This is a genomic window from Bradyrhizobium sp. USDA 4461, assembly GCF_054055655.1.
Window position 1 is genome coordinate 6,098,576 of record NZ_JBSRXM010000001.1, and the last position, 15,277, is coordinate 6,113,852.

Annotated in this window: 15 protein-coding genes and 1 pseudogene; 8 read left to right on the plus strand and 8 right to left on the minus strand. The window is 65.2% G+C overall.

What is annotated here, in order from left to right; translation table 11 throughout:
* Positions 1–166 precede the first annotated feature (166 nt).
* The gene (locus ACVINW_RS28575) at positions 167–352 is read left to right on the plus strand and encodes a hypothetical protein (RefSeq protein WP_456754365.1); all 186 of its coding nucleotides are present in this window, start codon (positions 167–169) and stop codon (positions 350–352) included.
* A gap of 838 nt (positions 353–1,190) precedes the next feature.
* On the opposite strand, the gene ACVINW_RS28580 is transcribed toward ACVINW_RS28575, so the two are convergent.
* The gene (locus ACVINW_RS28580; protein ID WP_456754366.1) at positions 1,191–1,667 is read right to left on the minus strand and encodes a winged helix-turn-helix transcriptional regulator; all 477 of its coding nucleotides are present in this window, start codon (positions 1,665–1,667) and stop codon (positions 1,191–1,193) included.
* A 166-nt stretch (positions 1,668–1,833) separates the two neighbouring features.
* On the opposite strand from ACVINW_RS28580, the gene ACVINW_RS28585 reads away from it, so the two are divergent.
* Together ACVINW_RS28585 and ACVINW_RS28590 are read left to right on the plus strand one after the other, a co-directional pair.
* Positions 1,834–2,607 carry an SDR family NAD(P)-dependent oxidoreductase gene (locus tag ACVINW_RS28585; RefSeq protein ID WP_456754367.1) on the plus strand — a complete coding sequence of 258 codons (774 nt, stop codon included), beginning with the start codon at positions 1,834–1,836 and terminating at the stop codon, positions 2,605–2,607.
* A 157-nt stretch (positions 2,608–2,764) separates the two neighbouring features.
* A complete protein-coding gene (locus ACVINW_RS28590; protein ID WP_456754368.1) occupies positions 2,765–2,935 on the plus strand; it encodes a hypothetical protein in 171 nt (56 codons plus the stop codon).
* A 143-nt stretch (positions 2,936–3,078) separates the two neighbouring features.
* Here the strand turns inward: ACVINW_RS28590 and ACVINW_RS28595 are convergent, their stop codons facing one another.
* The gene (locus tag ACVINW_RS28595) at positions 3,079–3,687 is read right to left on the minus strand and encodes an FMN-dependent NADH-azoreductase (protein ID WP_456754369.1); all 609 of its coding nucleotides are present in this window, start codon (positions 3,685–3,687) and stop codon (positions 3,079–3,081) included.
* 99 nt (positions 3,688–3,786) lie between these two features.
* On the opposite strand from ACVINW_RS28595, the gene ACVINW_RS28600 reads away from it, so the two are divergent.
* Positions 3,787–4,188, plus strand: coding sequence for a winged helix-turn-helix transcriptional regulator (locus tag ACVINW_RS28600; protein ID WP_456754370.1), 402 nt, complete (start codon positions 3,787–3,789; stop codon positions 4,186–4,188).
* A gap of 162 nt (positions 4,189–4,350) precedes the next feature.
* Here ACVINW_RS28600 and dprA read toward each other — a convergent pair whose 3' ends face one another.
* Positions 4,351–5,466 carry a DNA-processing protein DprA gene (dprA, locus tag ACVINW_RS28605; protein WP_456754371.1) on the minus strand — a complete coding sequence of 372 codons (1,116 nt, stop codon included), beginning with the start codon at positions 5,464–5,466 and terminating at the stop codon, positions 4,351–4,353.
* 101 nt (positions 5,467–5,567) lie between these two features.
* On the opposite strand from dprA, the gene ACVINW_RS28610 reads away from it, so the two are divergent.
* The gene (locus tag ACVINW_RS28610) at positions 5,568–6,806 is read left to right on the plus strand and encodes an amidase (RefSeq protein ID WP_456754372.1); all 1,239 of its coding nucleotides are present in this window, start codon (positions 5,568–5,570) and stop codon (positions 6,804–6,806) included.
* Positions 6,807–6,924: 118 nt separating this feature from the next.
* Here the strand turns inward: ACVINW_RS28610 and plsY are convergent, their stop codons facing one another.
* From plsY to ACVINW_RS28625, 3 genes are all read right to left on the minus strand, one after another.
* Positions 6,925–7,521: a glycerol-3-phosphate 1-O-acyltransferase PlsY gene (plsY, locus tag ACVINW_RS28615; protein WP_456754373.1), complete on the minus strand. Its 597-nt coding sequence runs from the start codon at positions 7,519–7,521 to the stop codon at positions 6,925–6,927.
* A 242-nt stretch (positions 7,522–7,763) separates the two neighbouring features.
* The gene (locus ACVINW_RS28620) at positions 7,764–9,065 is read right to left on the minus strand and encodes a dihydroorotase (RefSeq protein WP_456754374.1); all 1,302 of its coding nucleotides are present in this window, start codon (positions 9,063–9,065) and stop codon (positions 7,764–7,766) included.
* 4 nt (positions 9,066–9,069) lie between these two features.
* On the minus strand, positions 9,070–10,023 hold the full coding sequence (locus tag ACVINW_RS28625) for an aspartate carbamoyltransferase catalytic subunit (protein ID WP_456754375.1): 954 nt from the start codon (positions 10,021–10,023) through the stop codon (positions 9,070–9,072).
* 163 nt (positions 10,024–10,186) lie between these two features.
* On the opposite strand from ACVINW_RS28625, the gene ACVINW_RS28630 reads away from it, so the two are divergent.
* The 3 genes from ACVINW_RS28630 (at position 10,187) to ACVINW_RS28640 (ending at position 12,051) form a co-directional block, all read left to right on the plus strand.
* Positions 10,187–11,020, plus strand: a complete 834-nt coding sequence (locus tag ACVINW_RS28630; RefSeq protein WP_456756523.1) for a M15 family metallopeptidase — start codon at positions 10,187–10,189, stop codon at positions 11,018–11,020.
* Positions 11,021–11,148: 128 nt separating this feature from the next.
* Entirely contained in the window at positions 11,149–11,562 is a 414-nt protein-coding gene (locus ACVINW_RS28635; RefSeq protein WP_456754376.1) for a hypothetical protein, read from the plus strand.
* A gap of 36 nt (positions 11,563–11,598) precedes the next feature.
* Positions 11,599–12,051, plus strand: a complete 453-nt coding sequence (locus tag ACVINW_RS28640) for a hypothetical protein (RefSeq protein ID WP_456754377.1) — start codon at positions 11,599–11,601, stop codon at positions 12,049–12,051.
* A 47-nt stretch (positions 12,052–12,098) separates the two neighbouring features.
* On the opposite strand, the pseudogene ACVINW_RS28645 reads toward ACVINW_RS28640, so the two are convergent.
* Both ACVINW_RS28645 and ACVINW_RS28650 read right to left on the minus strand, forming a co-directional pair.
* A pseudogene (locus ACVINW_RS28645) lies at positions 12,099–14,074 on the minus strand (glycosyltransferase family 2 protein).
* A complete protein-coding gene (locus tag ACVINW_RS28650; protein WP_456756524.1) occupies positions 14,074–15,276 on the minus strand; it encodes a hypothetical protein in 1,203 nt (400 codons plus the stop codon). The pseudogene ACVINW_RS28645 and the gene ACVINW_RS28650 overlap by 1 nt, the downstream one beginning before the upstream one ends.
* Between the last annotated feature and the right edge of the window lies 1 nt (position 15,277).

Consider the following 15,277-nt stretch of genomic DNA (forward strand, 5'->3'; position numbering starts at 1 on the left):
GAAGGGTTCCAACTGTGGAGTTTTGATCCCAAAGGTTGAAAAATGCGTCCTAGAGTTGCGGCCGGAAAGGGCGTATCTCTTTATATATAGGGTGGGAATCGGATTAGGCCTTTTGAGCAGGACAGGGGGCGGCCGGAAGCGCCGGGCATCCGGCCGGCGGCGACCGGTGGACGAGGAGACAGGCGGGGCGGGCGGCCCGGATGACGCCCTGATCCTGATCGCAGCCGCCGCGACCGAACTCGCCAAACTCGCCCAGCGCCACAAATTTGAGGTTCTCGACCATCTGCTCGCGATGGCAAGCCTGGAGGCCGACGAGCAGCTGCGCCTGCGCAGCCGACGGAAGCTGTCGTAAGGGGGAGGCGTTGGGCCTGCTTGTGCTCGGAGCTCTCTCCCTTCGTCGTCCTGGCGAAGCCAGGACGACACTGCACGTAAAGCCCGGCCTGCATCCATAATCGTCGTCCCTGCGAAAGCAGGGACCCATACTCCGCGGCGGATGTAACGGGCTTGCTCGTCATTCCACCGTCCTTCGACGATAGCCAACTGTGGTTATGGGTCCCTGCTTTCGCAGGGACGACACCAGATGTGTTGCACGGCAGGTAGGCCATGGCGTCGCGTTCTCGCGGCAGCAATTGCCCGAGCTTTGCTCTTTCGTTCCGCCCTCTCTTGAACAGAGGGCGCAGGGAAAGCCGGGTGCCGATCGCACCCATGGGCCCCGAGCAATGGAGTAGAAAGCTCGGGGGTAGGACCACAGGTGTAACCGGAGCAATCCGGCTTTCCCTGCGCGATGGGTTACGGCTTATACGTGCTCTCCCCGGCGAGACTTGGCTTTGTTGTCACCGTCTTCACAACGCGCACTGCGCAATCGGAAGAGACACCTACCGCTAGGGCGTCAGGCCTGCACGATTTCGCCGTCCGCCTCATGCGCACTCGTCAGTTGCGCAATCGGCGTCCACCGCATCTCGACCCACGTTCGTGACGACCGCGAAGCGCCCCTCGTGTCGGGTGAGACGGACGAACCATACACCGAGTTGTCATTACGATAAACCGAATTATTTTTACTCGGCAGGATTGACAGGATTTGCTGAGTTGCCCGTCGTGTCGAATTAGCAACATCCGTCACTGCAATCATCCCCGCGATCCCGCTGTCATTCCCAGGTGCGGAATTGCGCACCAGGGAATGACGGCGAGGGTTACGCCAATTCGCGCCGCGCCGTCTTCCGCACAGGCCGCGGCTTCAGCGTCGTGTCCGCTGCACCAAGCACGCGTCCGTCCTGCGAGAGCAGCGCGAGCTTCTTCACCGGCTTGCCCTTGTTGCGATCGACCAGGACGGTCGCGATCTCGTCCGGATGCTCGTCGAACTCCTCGGTCCATTGCCGCAGCGCGACCAGGATCGGGAAGATGCCGTGGCCCTTCGGCGTCAGCACATATTCCTGATAGGCGCTGCCGTCGGAGGCGGGGACCGTCTTGAGGATGCCGCGCTCGACCAGCGTGCGCAGCCGGGTCGTGAGGATGTTCTTGGCAAGCCCGAGGCTCGCCTGGAATTCGCCGAAGCGGCGGCGGCCGAGGCTGGCGTCGCGGATGATCAGGAGCGACCACCAGTCGCCGAACACGTCGAGCGCGCGCGCCACCGGGCAGCTGTCGCCGGCAAGGCTGGTTCTCTTCACCACGTGCCTCCGGGAATCTTGTTTTGACGCATTTTCTTCACGCGAACCGGGATCCACTTCGCTCGAAAACGCTTTGACGAGTTCATCACGGCCTTGTGTGGTTGCAATATTAAACCGCATGCCTTAGTTAGGCAATGAAGTTTAATAATGCAACCAACTGGAGGCGGACATGAGACTGGCGAACAAGACGGCGTTGATCACCGGCGGCAACAGCGGCATCGGGCTTGCGACCGCAAAGCTGTTCGTGGCGGAGGGCGCCAAGGTCGTCATCACCGGGCGCAACAAGGAGACGCTTGCCGCGGCAGCCAGGGAGCTCGGACCGAACGCGCTTGCCGTCGTGGCCGATGCCACCGACGTCGCGGCGCTGGAGGCCGCGGTGAAGCAGGGCGCCGAGAAGTTCGGCAAATACGACGTGCTGTTCGCCAATGCCGGCATTCCCGGCCAGACGCCGGTCGGCGGCACCACGCTCGCAGCATTCGAAAATGTGATCCGCACCAATCTCACCGGCGTGTTCTTCACCGTGCAGGCAGTCGCGCCCTATCTCAACGACGGCGCCTCGATCATCCTCAACGGCTCGGTGATTTCGGTGCTTGGCAATCCCGGCTACTCGGCCTATGCGGCGAGCAAGGCCGGCGTGCGCGCGATGGCGCGCGTGATGGCGTCAGAACTGTCGCCGCGCAACATCCGCGTCAACGTGGTGGCGCCGGGCGCGGTGCGGACGCCGATCTGGGGGGCTGCGATCGCAACGCCGGAGGCCGAGAAGGTCTTCGAGGCGCGGATCGGCAAGACCACGCCGCTCGGCCGCATCGGCGAGCCCGATCATATCTCAAAGACGGTGCTGTTCCTGGCGTCCGACGATGCAGCCCATGTGCAGGGGCAGGAACTGTTCATCGATGGCGGCGCAACGGCATCGCCCGCCGGCGCGCCGATCTATCGCGGATAATTTGTTTCTCATTGTAAGAAGCGGCCGGTGTGAAGCCGATCACACCGGCCGTTTTCGTCTGCGACTATCATCGTGGGTATTGAACCTTTGTCGTACTGCCCGGACTCCTGAATGGGCGGGGAAATTTTTCACCACGGAATCATTTTGGAGTTCCTTCATGCCGAAAGCAGCAGCCCGCATTTCGACGTCGATCCCTGTTTCGTCCGCGTCCCAGAGTTCAGACAGTTCAGACTCGACGCAGCTTGTGACCGTCGCGCTGTTTTCCGGCATCGGTTTGCTGATTTCGCTCGTCGCCGTCATCTGCGGCATTCAAGGCGTCTGGTACTGAGGCAACCCGACTTGTCCCGCCCACAACTGTCATGCCCCGCGCATGCGGGGTATCCAGTACGCTGCGGCCTCTCCGCTCAACGACCGCCGTCTCTGGAATACTGAGTCCTCCGCCTTCGCGGAGGACGACAGCGGTTTCCGGAACTAGGCCGCGTTCAGGCTGCCGGCGGCCTGCAGCGCGCCTGCAACCGCCTTTTCGCGATGCTCGGGACCGACCTGGATGCCGTCGGCCGGGATGAACTCAACGTTCCTGACGCCGATGAAGCCGAACACGCCGCGCAGATAGGACTCGAGATGTTCGAGCGCGGCCATCGGCGTATCGGCGCCGTAATAGCCGCCGCGCGAGATGGCGATGACGACGCGCTTGTTGCCGGCCAGTCCCTCGACGCCACCAGCGCCGTATTTGAAGGTCTTGCCCGCGACCAGGATGCGATCGATCCAGGCCTTGAGCTGGGAGGGAATGGTGAAATTGTACATGGGAGCGCCGATCACCACGATGTCGGCGGCGAGGAACTCGTCCAGCACCGCCTGGCCGGCGGCGACGTCGTCGCGCACCGACGGGTCCGGAGCCGCGCCCTGGCCGGCTGCGAGGTGCAGGCCGGAGAGGTGGGCGAGCGGGGTCTGGGTGAGGTCGCGGTAGCTCACGACGAGGCCGGGATTGGCTTGGCGCAGCCGCTCGACGGCGGCGGCCGAGACCTGGCGGCTGACGGAGTGGGGGCCGAGGACCGAGGAATCGATGTGCAGAAGTTTCATGGCAGAGGTCACCTTTGGTATAGGTTTGTAACTGGCGCTATATGAGTGACCGCCCTAAATCTCCGCAAGAACGCACATTTTTGAAACCCGAGCACACCGATGAGACCCGAGAACATTGATGTAACCGGCCCGGCGCCGCGGCCCAGTCCCGACCACAGCGATTGCCGCGCGGTCGCCTCCGTGTTGTCGCGGGTCGGCGACAAATGGAGCGTGTTCGTGATCATGATGCTGATCGACGGAGCGAAGCGCTTCAACGAATTGAAGCGCATGATCAACGGCATCTCGCAGCGGATGCTGACGCTCACGCTGCGCGGCCTGGAGCGCGACGGGCTGGTGACGCGCACGGTGTTTCCGACCATTCCGCCGCGGGTCGACTATGAGCTGACCGACCTCGGCCGCGGGCTGGCGGAGCCGGTCAAGGCGCTCGGCCAGTGGGCGTTCACCCATCTGCCGGAGATCGAAGGCGCACGACAGGATTTTGATACGCGGAATGCGGAGTGATAGTTATCCGTCACCAGCGCATTGTTGAACCGTCATCCTGAGGAGCCTGCGTAGCAGGCGTCTCGAAGGATGCACGGCCCGGCTGGTGGCCGTCGATCCTTCGAGACGCGCTACGCGCTCCTCAGGCTGACGGGGAAGCATTCGCGGTGGCGGAGCGACAGATTAGATCATCGACACCAGCCCGCCGCCGTGGCGCTCGAGCTTGCCGGCGAGCTCGAGCTCCAACAGCACCGCGCGGACGACGGCGGGCGAGACGTCGGCCATCCGAATCAGATCGTCTAGGCTGATCGGGCTCGGCCCGAGCAGATTGATGATGCGGGCGCGATCGCCGCCGTCGGTCGCAAAATCCAGCGGCTCGTCGTCTTCGTGCGCCGACAGCATCACCGGCCGCTCCATGATCGGCGTCACCGCGTTGATGACGTCGGCCGCCTCCGTGACCAAGGTGGCGCCTTGCTTGATCAAATCGTTGGCGCCGGCTGAGCGCGGATCGATCGGCGAGCCCGGCACCGCGAACACCTCGCGGCCCTGTTCGGCGGCCATCCGCGCCGTGATCAGCGAGCCCGAGCGGTGCGCGGCCTCCACCACCACGACGCCGAGCGATGCGCCCGAGATCAGCCGGTTGCGGCGGGGGAAGTCGCGCGCCCGCGGCACATGGCCGAGCGGCATCTCCGAGATCGCAGCGCCCTGTTCGAGCAGGGCGGCCAGCAGATCCTCGTGCTCCGGCGGGTAGATCCTGTCGTGGCCACCGGCGAGCACGGCGACCGTGCCGCTGGCAACGGTGGCGCGATGCGCGGCCTGGTCGATGCCGCGGGCGAGGCCCGAGATCACGACAAAGCCGGCATCGCCGAGATCGCGTGCCAGGGTGCCAGCAAATTTCAACCCGGCGCCGGAGGCATTGCGGGAGCCGACGATCGCAATCATCGGCCGCATCAGCGTGTCGCGCGCGCCGCGCACGGCCAGCAGCGGCGGCGCGTCGTCGATGGTGGCAAGCCGCGGCGGATAATGCGCCTCTTCCGGCGCGACGAGATCGATGCCGAACCTGCGGCAGGCCGCGAGCTCGGCGGTGGCGTCGGCCTCGCTGCAGATCCGCTGCGGTCCCGATGCGCCGCCGCGGCGCGCCAGGTCCGGCAGCCGCTCCAGTGCCTGCGCGGCATCGCCGAAATGGCGGAGCAGCGATGCAAAGGTGCGCGGGCCGACATTGTCGGAGCGGATCAGCCGCAAACGGTTGAGCCGTTCGGTGTCGGTGAGTTTTATCGGGCTGGGCGAGCGGTCATGCATGCGGGCCGCAGCTTCGCCCAACCTGAGATTGTGATCAACTGCGACATTGGCGCTACCGCGCGCGACGCGCTAAAAGCAGCCGCCAACATCAGGAAGTCCCCATGATCTCACTTGCCGACCTTCAAGCGCGTATCGAGCAGGGCGCGCTGTCGCCCGATGCGGCCATCGGCCAATCGCTGGCGGCGATCCGGGCGCAGGACAATGCGATCGGCGCCTTCGTCCGCTACGACCAGGAAGCCCGTGCGCAAACGTCCGGGCCGTTGCGCGGGATCGCGGTCGGGATCAAGGACATCATCGATACCGCCGACTTCCCGACCGAGATGGGGGCTGCGATCTATCGCGGCCATCGGCCGCGCGCCGATGCGCCCGTCGTGATGGCGCTGAAGCAGGCCGGCGCGACCATCGTCGGCAAGACCACGACGACCGCCTTCGCGGCGAACGACCCGACCGCAACGCTCAACCCGCACAATCACGCGCATACGCCGGGCGGATCGTCATCGGGCTCGGCGGCCGCGGTCGCCGCCGGCATGGTCCCGCTGGCGCTCGGCACCCAGACCGGCGGCTCGGTGATCCGGCCGGCCTCGTTCTGCGGCGTCGCCGCGATCAAGCCGAGCTACCGGCTGCTGCCGGCCGTCGGGGTGAAATGCTTCTCCTGGACGCTCGACACCGTCGGGCTGTTCGGCGCCGGCGTGCGCGATGTCGCGTTGGGGCTGGCCGCGATGACCAGGCGGCTCGAGCTGGCCGTGCCGTCGAAGCTCGTTGCGCCGCGCATCGGCGTGGTGACGCAGGCCTTCGCCGGGGCGCCTGATGCGTCAGGTGCGGAGGCGGTGCAGACAGCCGCGCGTGCCGCGGAGCAGGCCGGCGCCGTCGTGCGCGAGCTCGCGCTGCCCGAGATCATCGCCGAGGCCTGGCGGATCCATCCCGTGGTACAGGAATTCGAGGCGCATCAATCCTTCGCCTGGGAATACGGCCAGAACTACGATGCGATGCCGCCGCTGCTGCGCGGCCGGCTCGACGAGAGCAAGGGCGGCACGCCGGCCGAATACGACGCGGCGATGGACGTCGCGCTGCGCGCGCGGCAGGCGCTGGCCGCGCTCTTTGCCGAGGTCGACGTGCTGCTGACGCTGTCGGCGCCGGGCGCCGCGCCGCACGGCTTGAGCTCGACCGGGGATCCCCGCTACAACCGGCTCTGGACCCTGATGGGCGTGCCCTGCGTCAACGTGCCGACGCTGACCGCCGAAGGCGGCTTGCCGGTCGGCGTCACCGTGATCGCGGGCTTTGGCGATGATGCGAAGGCGCTCGCAGCGGCGAGTTTCGTCGAGGACGCGCTGAGGAAGTAGTCTCTCGTCATTCCGGCGCTCGCGGAGCGAGAGCCCGGAATCCATTCCTCCACTACTGATGCGGCCCAATGGATTCCGGGCCCGCGCCAAGCGGCGCGTCCCGGAAGGACGTAAAGGGTTATTTCGTCCCGCCGATCTTGCCTTCGGTGCCGGCCTGCAGCCGCTTGATGTTCTCGCGGTGCATGTAGAACAGCAACAGCGTCAGCATGGCGAACAGCGAGGCGAGCGCGTTGTGGCCGAAGAACCACAGGAACAGCGGCGTCACGAACGCGGCGATCAGTGCTGACAACGACGAATAGCGCGTCGTGTAGGCGGTGCCGAGCCAGATCACGGCGAAGATCAGTGCTGCCGGCCAGAACAGCCCGAGCAGCACGCCGATATAGGTCGCGACGCCCTTGCCGCCGCGAAATCCGAGCCAGACCGGGAAGAGGTGGCCGAGGAAGGCGCCGAGCGCCGCCAGCATCGCGGCGTTCGGGCCGTCGATGGTGCCTGCGATGATCACGGCGACCGTGCCCTTCAGCATGTCGCCGAGCAGCGTCGCCGCGGCGAGGCCCTTGTGGCCGGTGCGCAGCACGTTGGTGGCGCCGATATTGCCCGAGCCGATCGTGCGCAGATCCTGCGTGCCGGCGAGCCTGGTGAGGATCATGCCGAACGGGATCGAGCCGAGCAGATAGCCGATCAGGAAGGCGACCAGCAGGAACGCGTCAGCAGACATCGCAATGGTCCCCCGGACGGTCGGTCGGGCCGATGTCGGACCATCCCGTCAATGAAATATTAACCATAAATCCGCACCATGGCCTTGGAAATGAGGGAGCTTGTCATGGCTTCTGTTCGCAGGCGGCTGGAGCAGCTTTTCTTTGTCGTTTACGTCGCGGCCATCGTCGTCGGAACGACGATGGAAGCGATGTCGCAACTCGCGGCGCGCTGAGTTCGAGCCCAAACTTATTCGACCCAAACTCAAACGTGCTCGTACACGGTGCGGCCGCCGACAATGGTCCGCGTCACGCGGCCGGAGAACCGGGCGTCGTCGAACGGCGTATTCTTGCACAGCGATTTGAGATCGTCGCGGTCGAGCACCCAGGGTGTGTCGGCGTCGATCACGATCACGTCGGCCGGGGCGCCGGCGCGCAGCGTGCCGCCGGGCAGGCCGAGCAACTCCGCCGGCCGGGTCGACATCGCCCGGATCAGCGTCTTGAACTCCATCTCGCCATTGTGGATCAGCCTGAGCGCCGCCGGCAGCATGGTCTGCAGCCCGACCGCGCCGCTCGCCGCTTCCGCGAACGGCAGCCGCTTGACCTCGACGTCCTGCGGATTGTGATCGCTCATCACGACATCGATCAGCCCGGAGGCGAGCGCGGCGACCAGCGCGCGGCGGTCGTCCTCGGTGCGCAGCGGCGGCGCGAGCTTCAGGAAGGTGCGGTAGGGGCCGATGTCGTTCTCGTTCAGCGTCACGTGGTTGATCGAGACCGAGGCCGAGACGTTGTAGCCGGCGTCGCGGGCGCGCTTGAGGATCTCCAGCGACTCGGTCGAGGTCAGCGAGGCCGCGTGATAGCGGCCGCCGGTCAGGCCCGCGAGCCGCATGTCGCGCTCGAGCATGATCGACTCGGCGGCGGTCGGGATCCCGGCGAGGCCGAGCCGCGTGGCGAATTCGCCCTCGTTCATCACGCCTTCGCCGACCAGATGCGGGTCCTCGGTGTGATGCACGATCAGCGCGTCGAAATCGCGGGCATAGGTCAGCGCGCGCCGCATCACCTGGGCGTTGGTGACGCTGCGGTCGCCATCGGTGAAGGCGACCGCGCCGGCGGCCTTCAAGAGGCCGATCTCGGTCATCTCCTGGCCTTGCATGCCCTTGGTCAGCGCCGCCATCGGATGGATGTTGACGATCGCCGTGTCGCGGGCGCGGCGCAGCACGAAGTCGACGGTGGCGGAATTGTCGATCACAGGCGAGGTGTCGGGCTGGCAGACGATGGTGGTGATGCCGCCGGCGGCCGCGGCCTGGCTCGCGGAGGCAAAGGTCTCGCGATGGCTGGCGCCGGGTTCGCCGACGAAGGCGCGCATGTCGATCAGGCCGGGGGCCACGATCTTGCCGGCGCAGTTGACGATGTCGGTGCCTTCGGGGACGCCGGCCGCGCCGATGCCGCGCTTGGTGTCGCGGATCACGCCGTCGGCGATCAGGACATCGCCCGGACCGTCGAAATCGCGGGAGGGATCGATGACGCGGGCATTGGCGAGCAGGATGGGGCGGCGGTCAATCAGCATGGCGTCACGCGTTCGGCAGGTTGCGGGCGAGCGCTTCGAGCACCGCCATGCGCACTGCCACACCCATTTCGACTTGTTCACGGATCAGCGACTGCGCGCCGTCGGCGACGAAGGTGTCGATCTCGACACCGCGGTTCATCGGGCCCGGATGCATCACCAGCGCGTCGGGCTTGGCGTAGCCGAGCTTCTTCTGGTCGAGGCCGAAATAGTGGAAATATTCGCCTGACGACGGCACGAAGGAGCCGTTCATGCGCTCGCGCTGCAGCCGCAGCATCATCACGATGTCGGCGCCGTTCAGCCCCTCGCGCATGTCGCGCGCGACCTCGACGCCCATCCGCTCGATGCCCGGCGGCAGCAAGGTGGAGGGCGCCACCACGCGGACGCGGGCACCCATGGTGTTGAGCAGGAAGATGTTGGAGCGCGCCACGCGCGAATGCAGCACGTCGCCGCAGATCGCGATCACGAGCCCCTCGAGCCGGCCCTTGTTGCGGCGGATCGTCAGCGCATCCAGCAGCGCCTGAGTCGGGTGCTCGTGGGCGCCGTCGCCGGCATTGATCACGGAACCGTCAACCTTGCGCGCCAAGAGTTCGACCGCGCCGGAGGCGTGGTGGCGCACCACCAGGATGTCCGGGTGCATCGCGTTCAGCGTCACCGCGGTGTCCATCAGGGTCTCGCCCTTGCGGGTCGACATCGATGACACCGACATGTTCATGACGTCGGCGCCCAGGCGCTTTCCGGCGATCTCGAACGAGGACTGGGTCCGGGTCGAGGCCTCGAAGAACAGATTGACCTGGGTGCGGCCGCGCAGGCTGGCGCGTTTCTTGTCGACCTGGCGGTTGAGCTCGACATACTCCTCGGAGAGGTCGAGCAGGCCCGTGATGTCGTCAGCGGAAAGGCCCTCGATGCCCAGCAGATGCCGGTGACCGAGGACAAAAGTCGATTTCAATGATGGGGTCATTAAAGCCAGAGCTATAGGCGCGGATGGCCGGTGGGGCAAGCGCGAAGAGGGCTAGGTGGAGTTTTCCCCGAGTAAGATGCGACAGTCGTCTCGGCCGTCTTGCCCGGGCTTGGCGCCGGGCATTGGCACCTTGCTTTTGCTGGTTTTTCCGGAACAAGACATGATGGCCGGCCGCGGATGGCGCCGAGCCGTATGGCCCATTGGACGGTCGGGACCGAGCGCCGGGGAGCAGGGACTGGTGAGAATTGCCGTGATCGCATTGCTGGCCTTCGCGTTGATCTCGGGATCGACCTCGCCTGTCTTCGCTCAGAACTTGCCCGGCGGCTTCGTGTTCCTGCGCAACATCGATCCGACCATCCTCCAGGACATCCGCTACGCGACGTCCAACAACTTCATGGGACGGCCGATCGCGGGCTACGGTGCGGCGGAATGTGTGGTGAAGCGGGAGGTGGGGCTGCGCCTGAAGGTCGTGCAGCAGGAACTGGCGCGGCAAAAACTGTCGCTGAAGATGTTCGATTGCTACCGGCCGGCCCGCGCGGTCGCGGACATGGTGGCGTGGTCGAGGAACGGCACCGAGACCGCCGCCGAGCGGCGCTACAACCCGGCGTTCTCGAAGGCGGATCTGTTCCGCCTCGGCTATATCGCCACCCATTCGGGACATTCGACCGGCGCGGCAGTCGATCTCACGCTGGTCGATCTGGCTGCCGACAATTCGCGCAAGTTCGATTCCGCCACGGACTATGCCGACTGCACGGCGCCCGCCGCCGCGCGCGCCCCGGAGGGCAGCGTCGACATGGGCACCGGCTATGACTGCTCCGACGTCAAGGCCCATACCGCCGCCGGCTCGATCACGCCGGCACAGAGGCGCTGGCGGGCCAGGCTGGTCGCGGCGATGGCCGGGCAGGGGTTCGTGAACTACTCGAAGGAATGGTGGCACTTCTCGCTGCCGGGGGCCGGCGGCGGCGCCTATGATTTCCCGATCGGGCGGGCGCGATAGCGCGGAATTTCCTCAAATCTGAAGCGTTTCGGCAAGCCAAAGCTTGCCATCGCAAAAGTGGCTGAATGCGCTTTCAACACTCCTTAATTGTGTCCGTATGAGGTGCGGGCATTGCGGGAGCACGAAGCATGCGTCTAGCAGTCTTTGCACTTATTGCCGTCGGCGCCGCCGGCATCGCGATTTACGATCAGTACGACAAGGGCGCGAATTATCAGCGTGTCGATGCGCGCATCAGCGCCGTCAACGAGCAATGCTATCTGGAAAAGGTCGAGCGCGGCGTCATCACCAAGACGACGTGGACCTCCGACCTGACCCGCTGCGAGGTCGCCGAGCTGCTGCGCAAGGAGCATCCGAAGTGGCAAGGCTATGACCTGAGGCACAAGATCGAGGTGCGCGTGGTCTACGTCTCGCCGGTCGATGGCGTCTCGCACCAGTCGAGCCTGCAAATGTCCTCCTTCCCCAACGGCAAGCCGCTGCGCGCCGGCGACATGTTTCCGGTGCTGGCCTCCAAGACCAAGGCGGACAAGACCCGCACGATCTGACCGTCGCGGCGGTTCGAAAAGGATCGGAGTTCAACCATGCGCCTGGGCCTCTACGGACTGATCGCTATCGGCGTCGCGGGCCTCTATGCCTACATCGAGCTCGACAAGCGGGTGAACTTCCGTCCGATCGACGCGCGCGTCAGCAGCGTCAAGGAGCAATGCTATATGGAGAAGACCGAGGGCAATCGGAGCTCGACGTCCGATCTCCTGCCGTGCGAACTGACCGAGCTTCTGGCGCGCAACCATCCGAAATGGCAGGGCTACGACATCAAGCACAAGATCGAGATCCGGTTTGCCTACATCTCCCCGGTGGACGGCGCCGCGCATGAATCGAGCCTGCAACTGGCGTCCTATCCCGATAACCGGCCGCTGCACGCCGGCGACATCTTTCCGCTCCAGGCGTCCCGGAAAGAGGCCAACAGGACCCGGGCCAACGATTGGCTGGACCGGCGGCTCGGTCGCGATGCGCCGAGCCACGGCAGCATCTAGGGCAGGGACTGATCAATGCGCCAACGATCCGACCGGTTCGAGCTCAGCTAAGCGCCAATAAACCCGCGGCGCAGCAGCCCCGCCAGAGCCCCGCGAAGACTGGCGACGCCGGCAATGTTGTCCTGGGATGCGCTGAACAGCCGTACCACCAGACGCTCATATTGTTCGGCGCTCGGCTCAAGACGCGCCAGCACCGTGCGGCCGGATCGCGAGGCCATGGACATGTCGGTCCATCCCGACCCTTCCAGGTGAATTTTATAGCGGCAGCCGGCAAGCTCGAGCGGCTCGCCAGCCGCGCCCGCGAGCCGCACCGAGGACGGCGATATTGCGAGCAGGCGGCACGAAAGGATTTTTCCTTCGCCGGCGAGCCAGACAAGCTCGTTCGTTTCGAACATGTGACCGGAACGCGGCACTTCGAAGCAGACCAGAAACGCGATGAAGGCGATCAACATCGCGATCGCCGCCCACAACAGGTTGAAGAAATCGAGAGAGGAGATTTCGTCGGCGGCATACGGGGAGATGAACTCCCATGTGATGCTGGCTGCGGAGCTGGCCGCGATCAACCCAAAGATGGCGGCAAGCTTCCAGTGAACGCGCGGCGCCGATCGATCGCCTCCCTTGTCGGTGATCTTGAAGGGGCGTCCGAATGGCTTGACGATAGCGGTGAACAGGGTTGCGGTCACCGCAAAGCAGGTGACTGCGTGGGTCGCCTCCATGAACAAAGGCAGCGTCCGCGCGCGCGATATCCAGCTCATGTAGACGATTTGCCCGAGCAGCGCCGGCATGCCGTAGCGCAGGAAGGACTGATAGTCGGCCTCGAACGCGGGCAGCCCGCCGAACCAATAGATTGTCGGCGCGATCAACAGCAGCACCACGAACGGTTTGGAGAGCCAGTTCAGCACGCCGTGCAGGTAGTGCCAGCGCTCGGTGAAGCGGAAGCCGCGGCCAAATAGCGGTCCGTTGCGCAGCAGGGCGACCTGGATGGTCCCGAGGCACCAGCGAGCTCGCTGGGTGACGTATTCCGGAATGCCTTCGGCTGAAAGTCCGAAACTGAGCGGCTCGTTGAGCCAGGCCGTGCGATAGCCGTGCGCCAGCATGGTGTAGGTGAGATTGATATCCTCCGAGACGGCCTGCTCGGGAAAGCCGCCGATCTCATCCAGACGGTCGCGGCGAACGACAAAGGAGGTGCCGACGCAGAATGCGCAGCCCCACGCATCCTTGGCCGGTTGAAAGATGTCGAAAAAGAAGCGTTGATCGTCGACCCAGCTCTTTTCGGCCAGCAGATTATGCTGGATCGGATCGGCGTTGTAGTAGAATTGCGGGGTCTGCACGATCGCAATCCCCGGATCGGACAGCAGCAGGCCGATCGTGCGCTTCAGGAAGTCTCGCCGTGGCGCGAAATCCGCATCGAGCACCAGAATGACCGGCGCATTGGTGGCGCGAGCGGTTGCGATCAATCCGTTATTGAGGTTGCCGGCCTTGGCGCCCTTGTTATCCGGCCGCGTCAGGTGACGCGCGCCGACCCGATCGCAATAGTCCCGCAGCCAGTCGCGTCTCGTATCGTCGAGGACCCAGACCGTCGCATTGGCATAGTCGAGCGCCAGCGCGCTCAGGATCGATCGCTCGAGGATTTCGAGCGGTTCGTCATAGGTGCAGATGAAGATGTCGACAGCCGGATTGCGATCGTCCGAAGCCAAAAGCTGTTGTGAGGCGTCGGCCTGCGCGATGCGGTCGGTACTGCGGAACAGGATGACGATCGAGATCAGCGTGTACAGGATCGCAAGCGATTCGAACGCAATGAAGAGCCGCGGCCAGAGACTCTGCGCCGACCACTCAAACGGCGGCAGCGTATCGTTCCATCGCCACAGCGTGTAAACGACCAGAAGGGCCATCGTCGTCGCTCCGAACAGGATACGATGGCCGGCGCGCAGCGGCTCCAGCAGTCGCGCCATGACCAGAAGCCCGAGCAAATTCCGATGTCGATGGTCAGGATCGTTGAATTGTCGGCGGCAGTCGGAAACATCAGCGTATCCTCTTCCCGGTGAACGGATTCCAGCCTGTTTCAGCCAGCGCGGCCCACGCCGTCGCGCCGAGATGCGGGCGGCGATAATAGAAAAAGTCGGGATCGCCGCCGGTTGGATCGATCGACAATCCCGTCGTCAGTCGCGCCGGTCGTGCGGCGTTGAGCAGGCCGGATGACGTCTGGTCGGCCTTCAGGTTGCCCAGCAGGCGATCGCTTTCGTGGGTGTCGCCGACGATCCGGTAGGCCAAGGCGGCCTGCGCCGTGCCCTCGACCCAGAGGCCGTCGCGATCGCCGTTGAAATCGAAGCCGCCATCGACCCCGAGGTGAGCTTTCGCGAAACCGAGCGTGCTCTTCCACGCCGCGGGCGATTCAGGGATTGCCATCCAGGGCCAAAGCTGAGCGTCGAGCGCGAGCAAGCCTTCGTTGGCAAGGCTGCCGTCAGGCTTGGTCCCAAGCAGGAAGTGATCGCCACGAAAGGCGCGATCGAGCAAACGCTTGGCCTGTCCGGCCGCGCCGTCGTATTTCCGGTCGCCGGTCAGGCGAAACAGCCAGCGCGCGGCGGCGTGAACGTCGGCGTTGTGCTCCGTCGACATCCAGGTGAGCTTGACCTGCTTCGGATCATAGCCGTGAAAGCCGCCGTAAAAGCCGTCTTGAGAAGCGGTTGTGTCGATCACCCAGTCGATCAAGCGCCTTGCGTCGGCGAGATATTGAGGGTCCCCGGTTGCCTGATGCAGGGTCAGCAATGCCAATGCGGCCCAGGCGACGTTTCCGGTCGAGCTGCCGTCCTGCGCCGCGTCCTCCGCCCAGATATTGGCATGTCCATCCCACCAGCCCGGCAGATCGGGAGCGAGCTTGTTCACCGCGCCCGCACGATAGGCGTTGCGCACGCGGCCATCATCGAAGCTGCGGTCCTTGCCAACGGCGCGGCTCAGCGCGTTGCCGATCGGCCTTGCATCCGACACATTGCCGCAGGCAATCAGCGCAATGGCGGCGAGCGCGTTGTCGTAGACGAACGCCGTCGTGGCGAGACCCGCCGGAAGCGCCGGTTCATCCGTGCCGGGGTCGTAACTCCGGATGAAAACCGCGTCGGCCGCGCTTGCGCGCGGGGCGACCGCCCTTTTCAACCCGGCGCAGAATGCGTTTGCGGTTGGGGTTGTGTGGCCCGCTGCGGGCGCGCCCAGGACGGCCGCGCATAGCGTCATC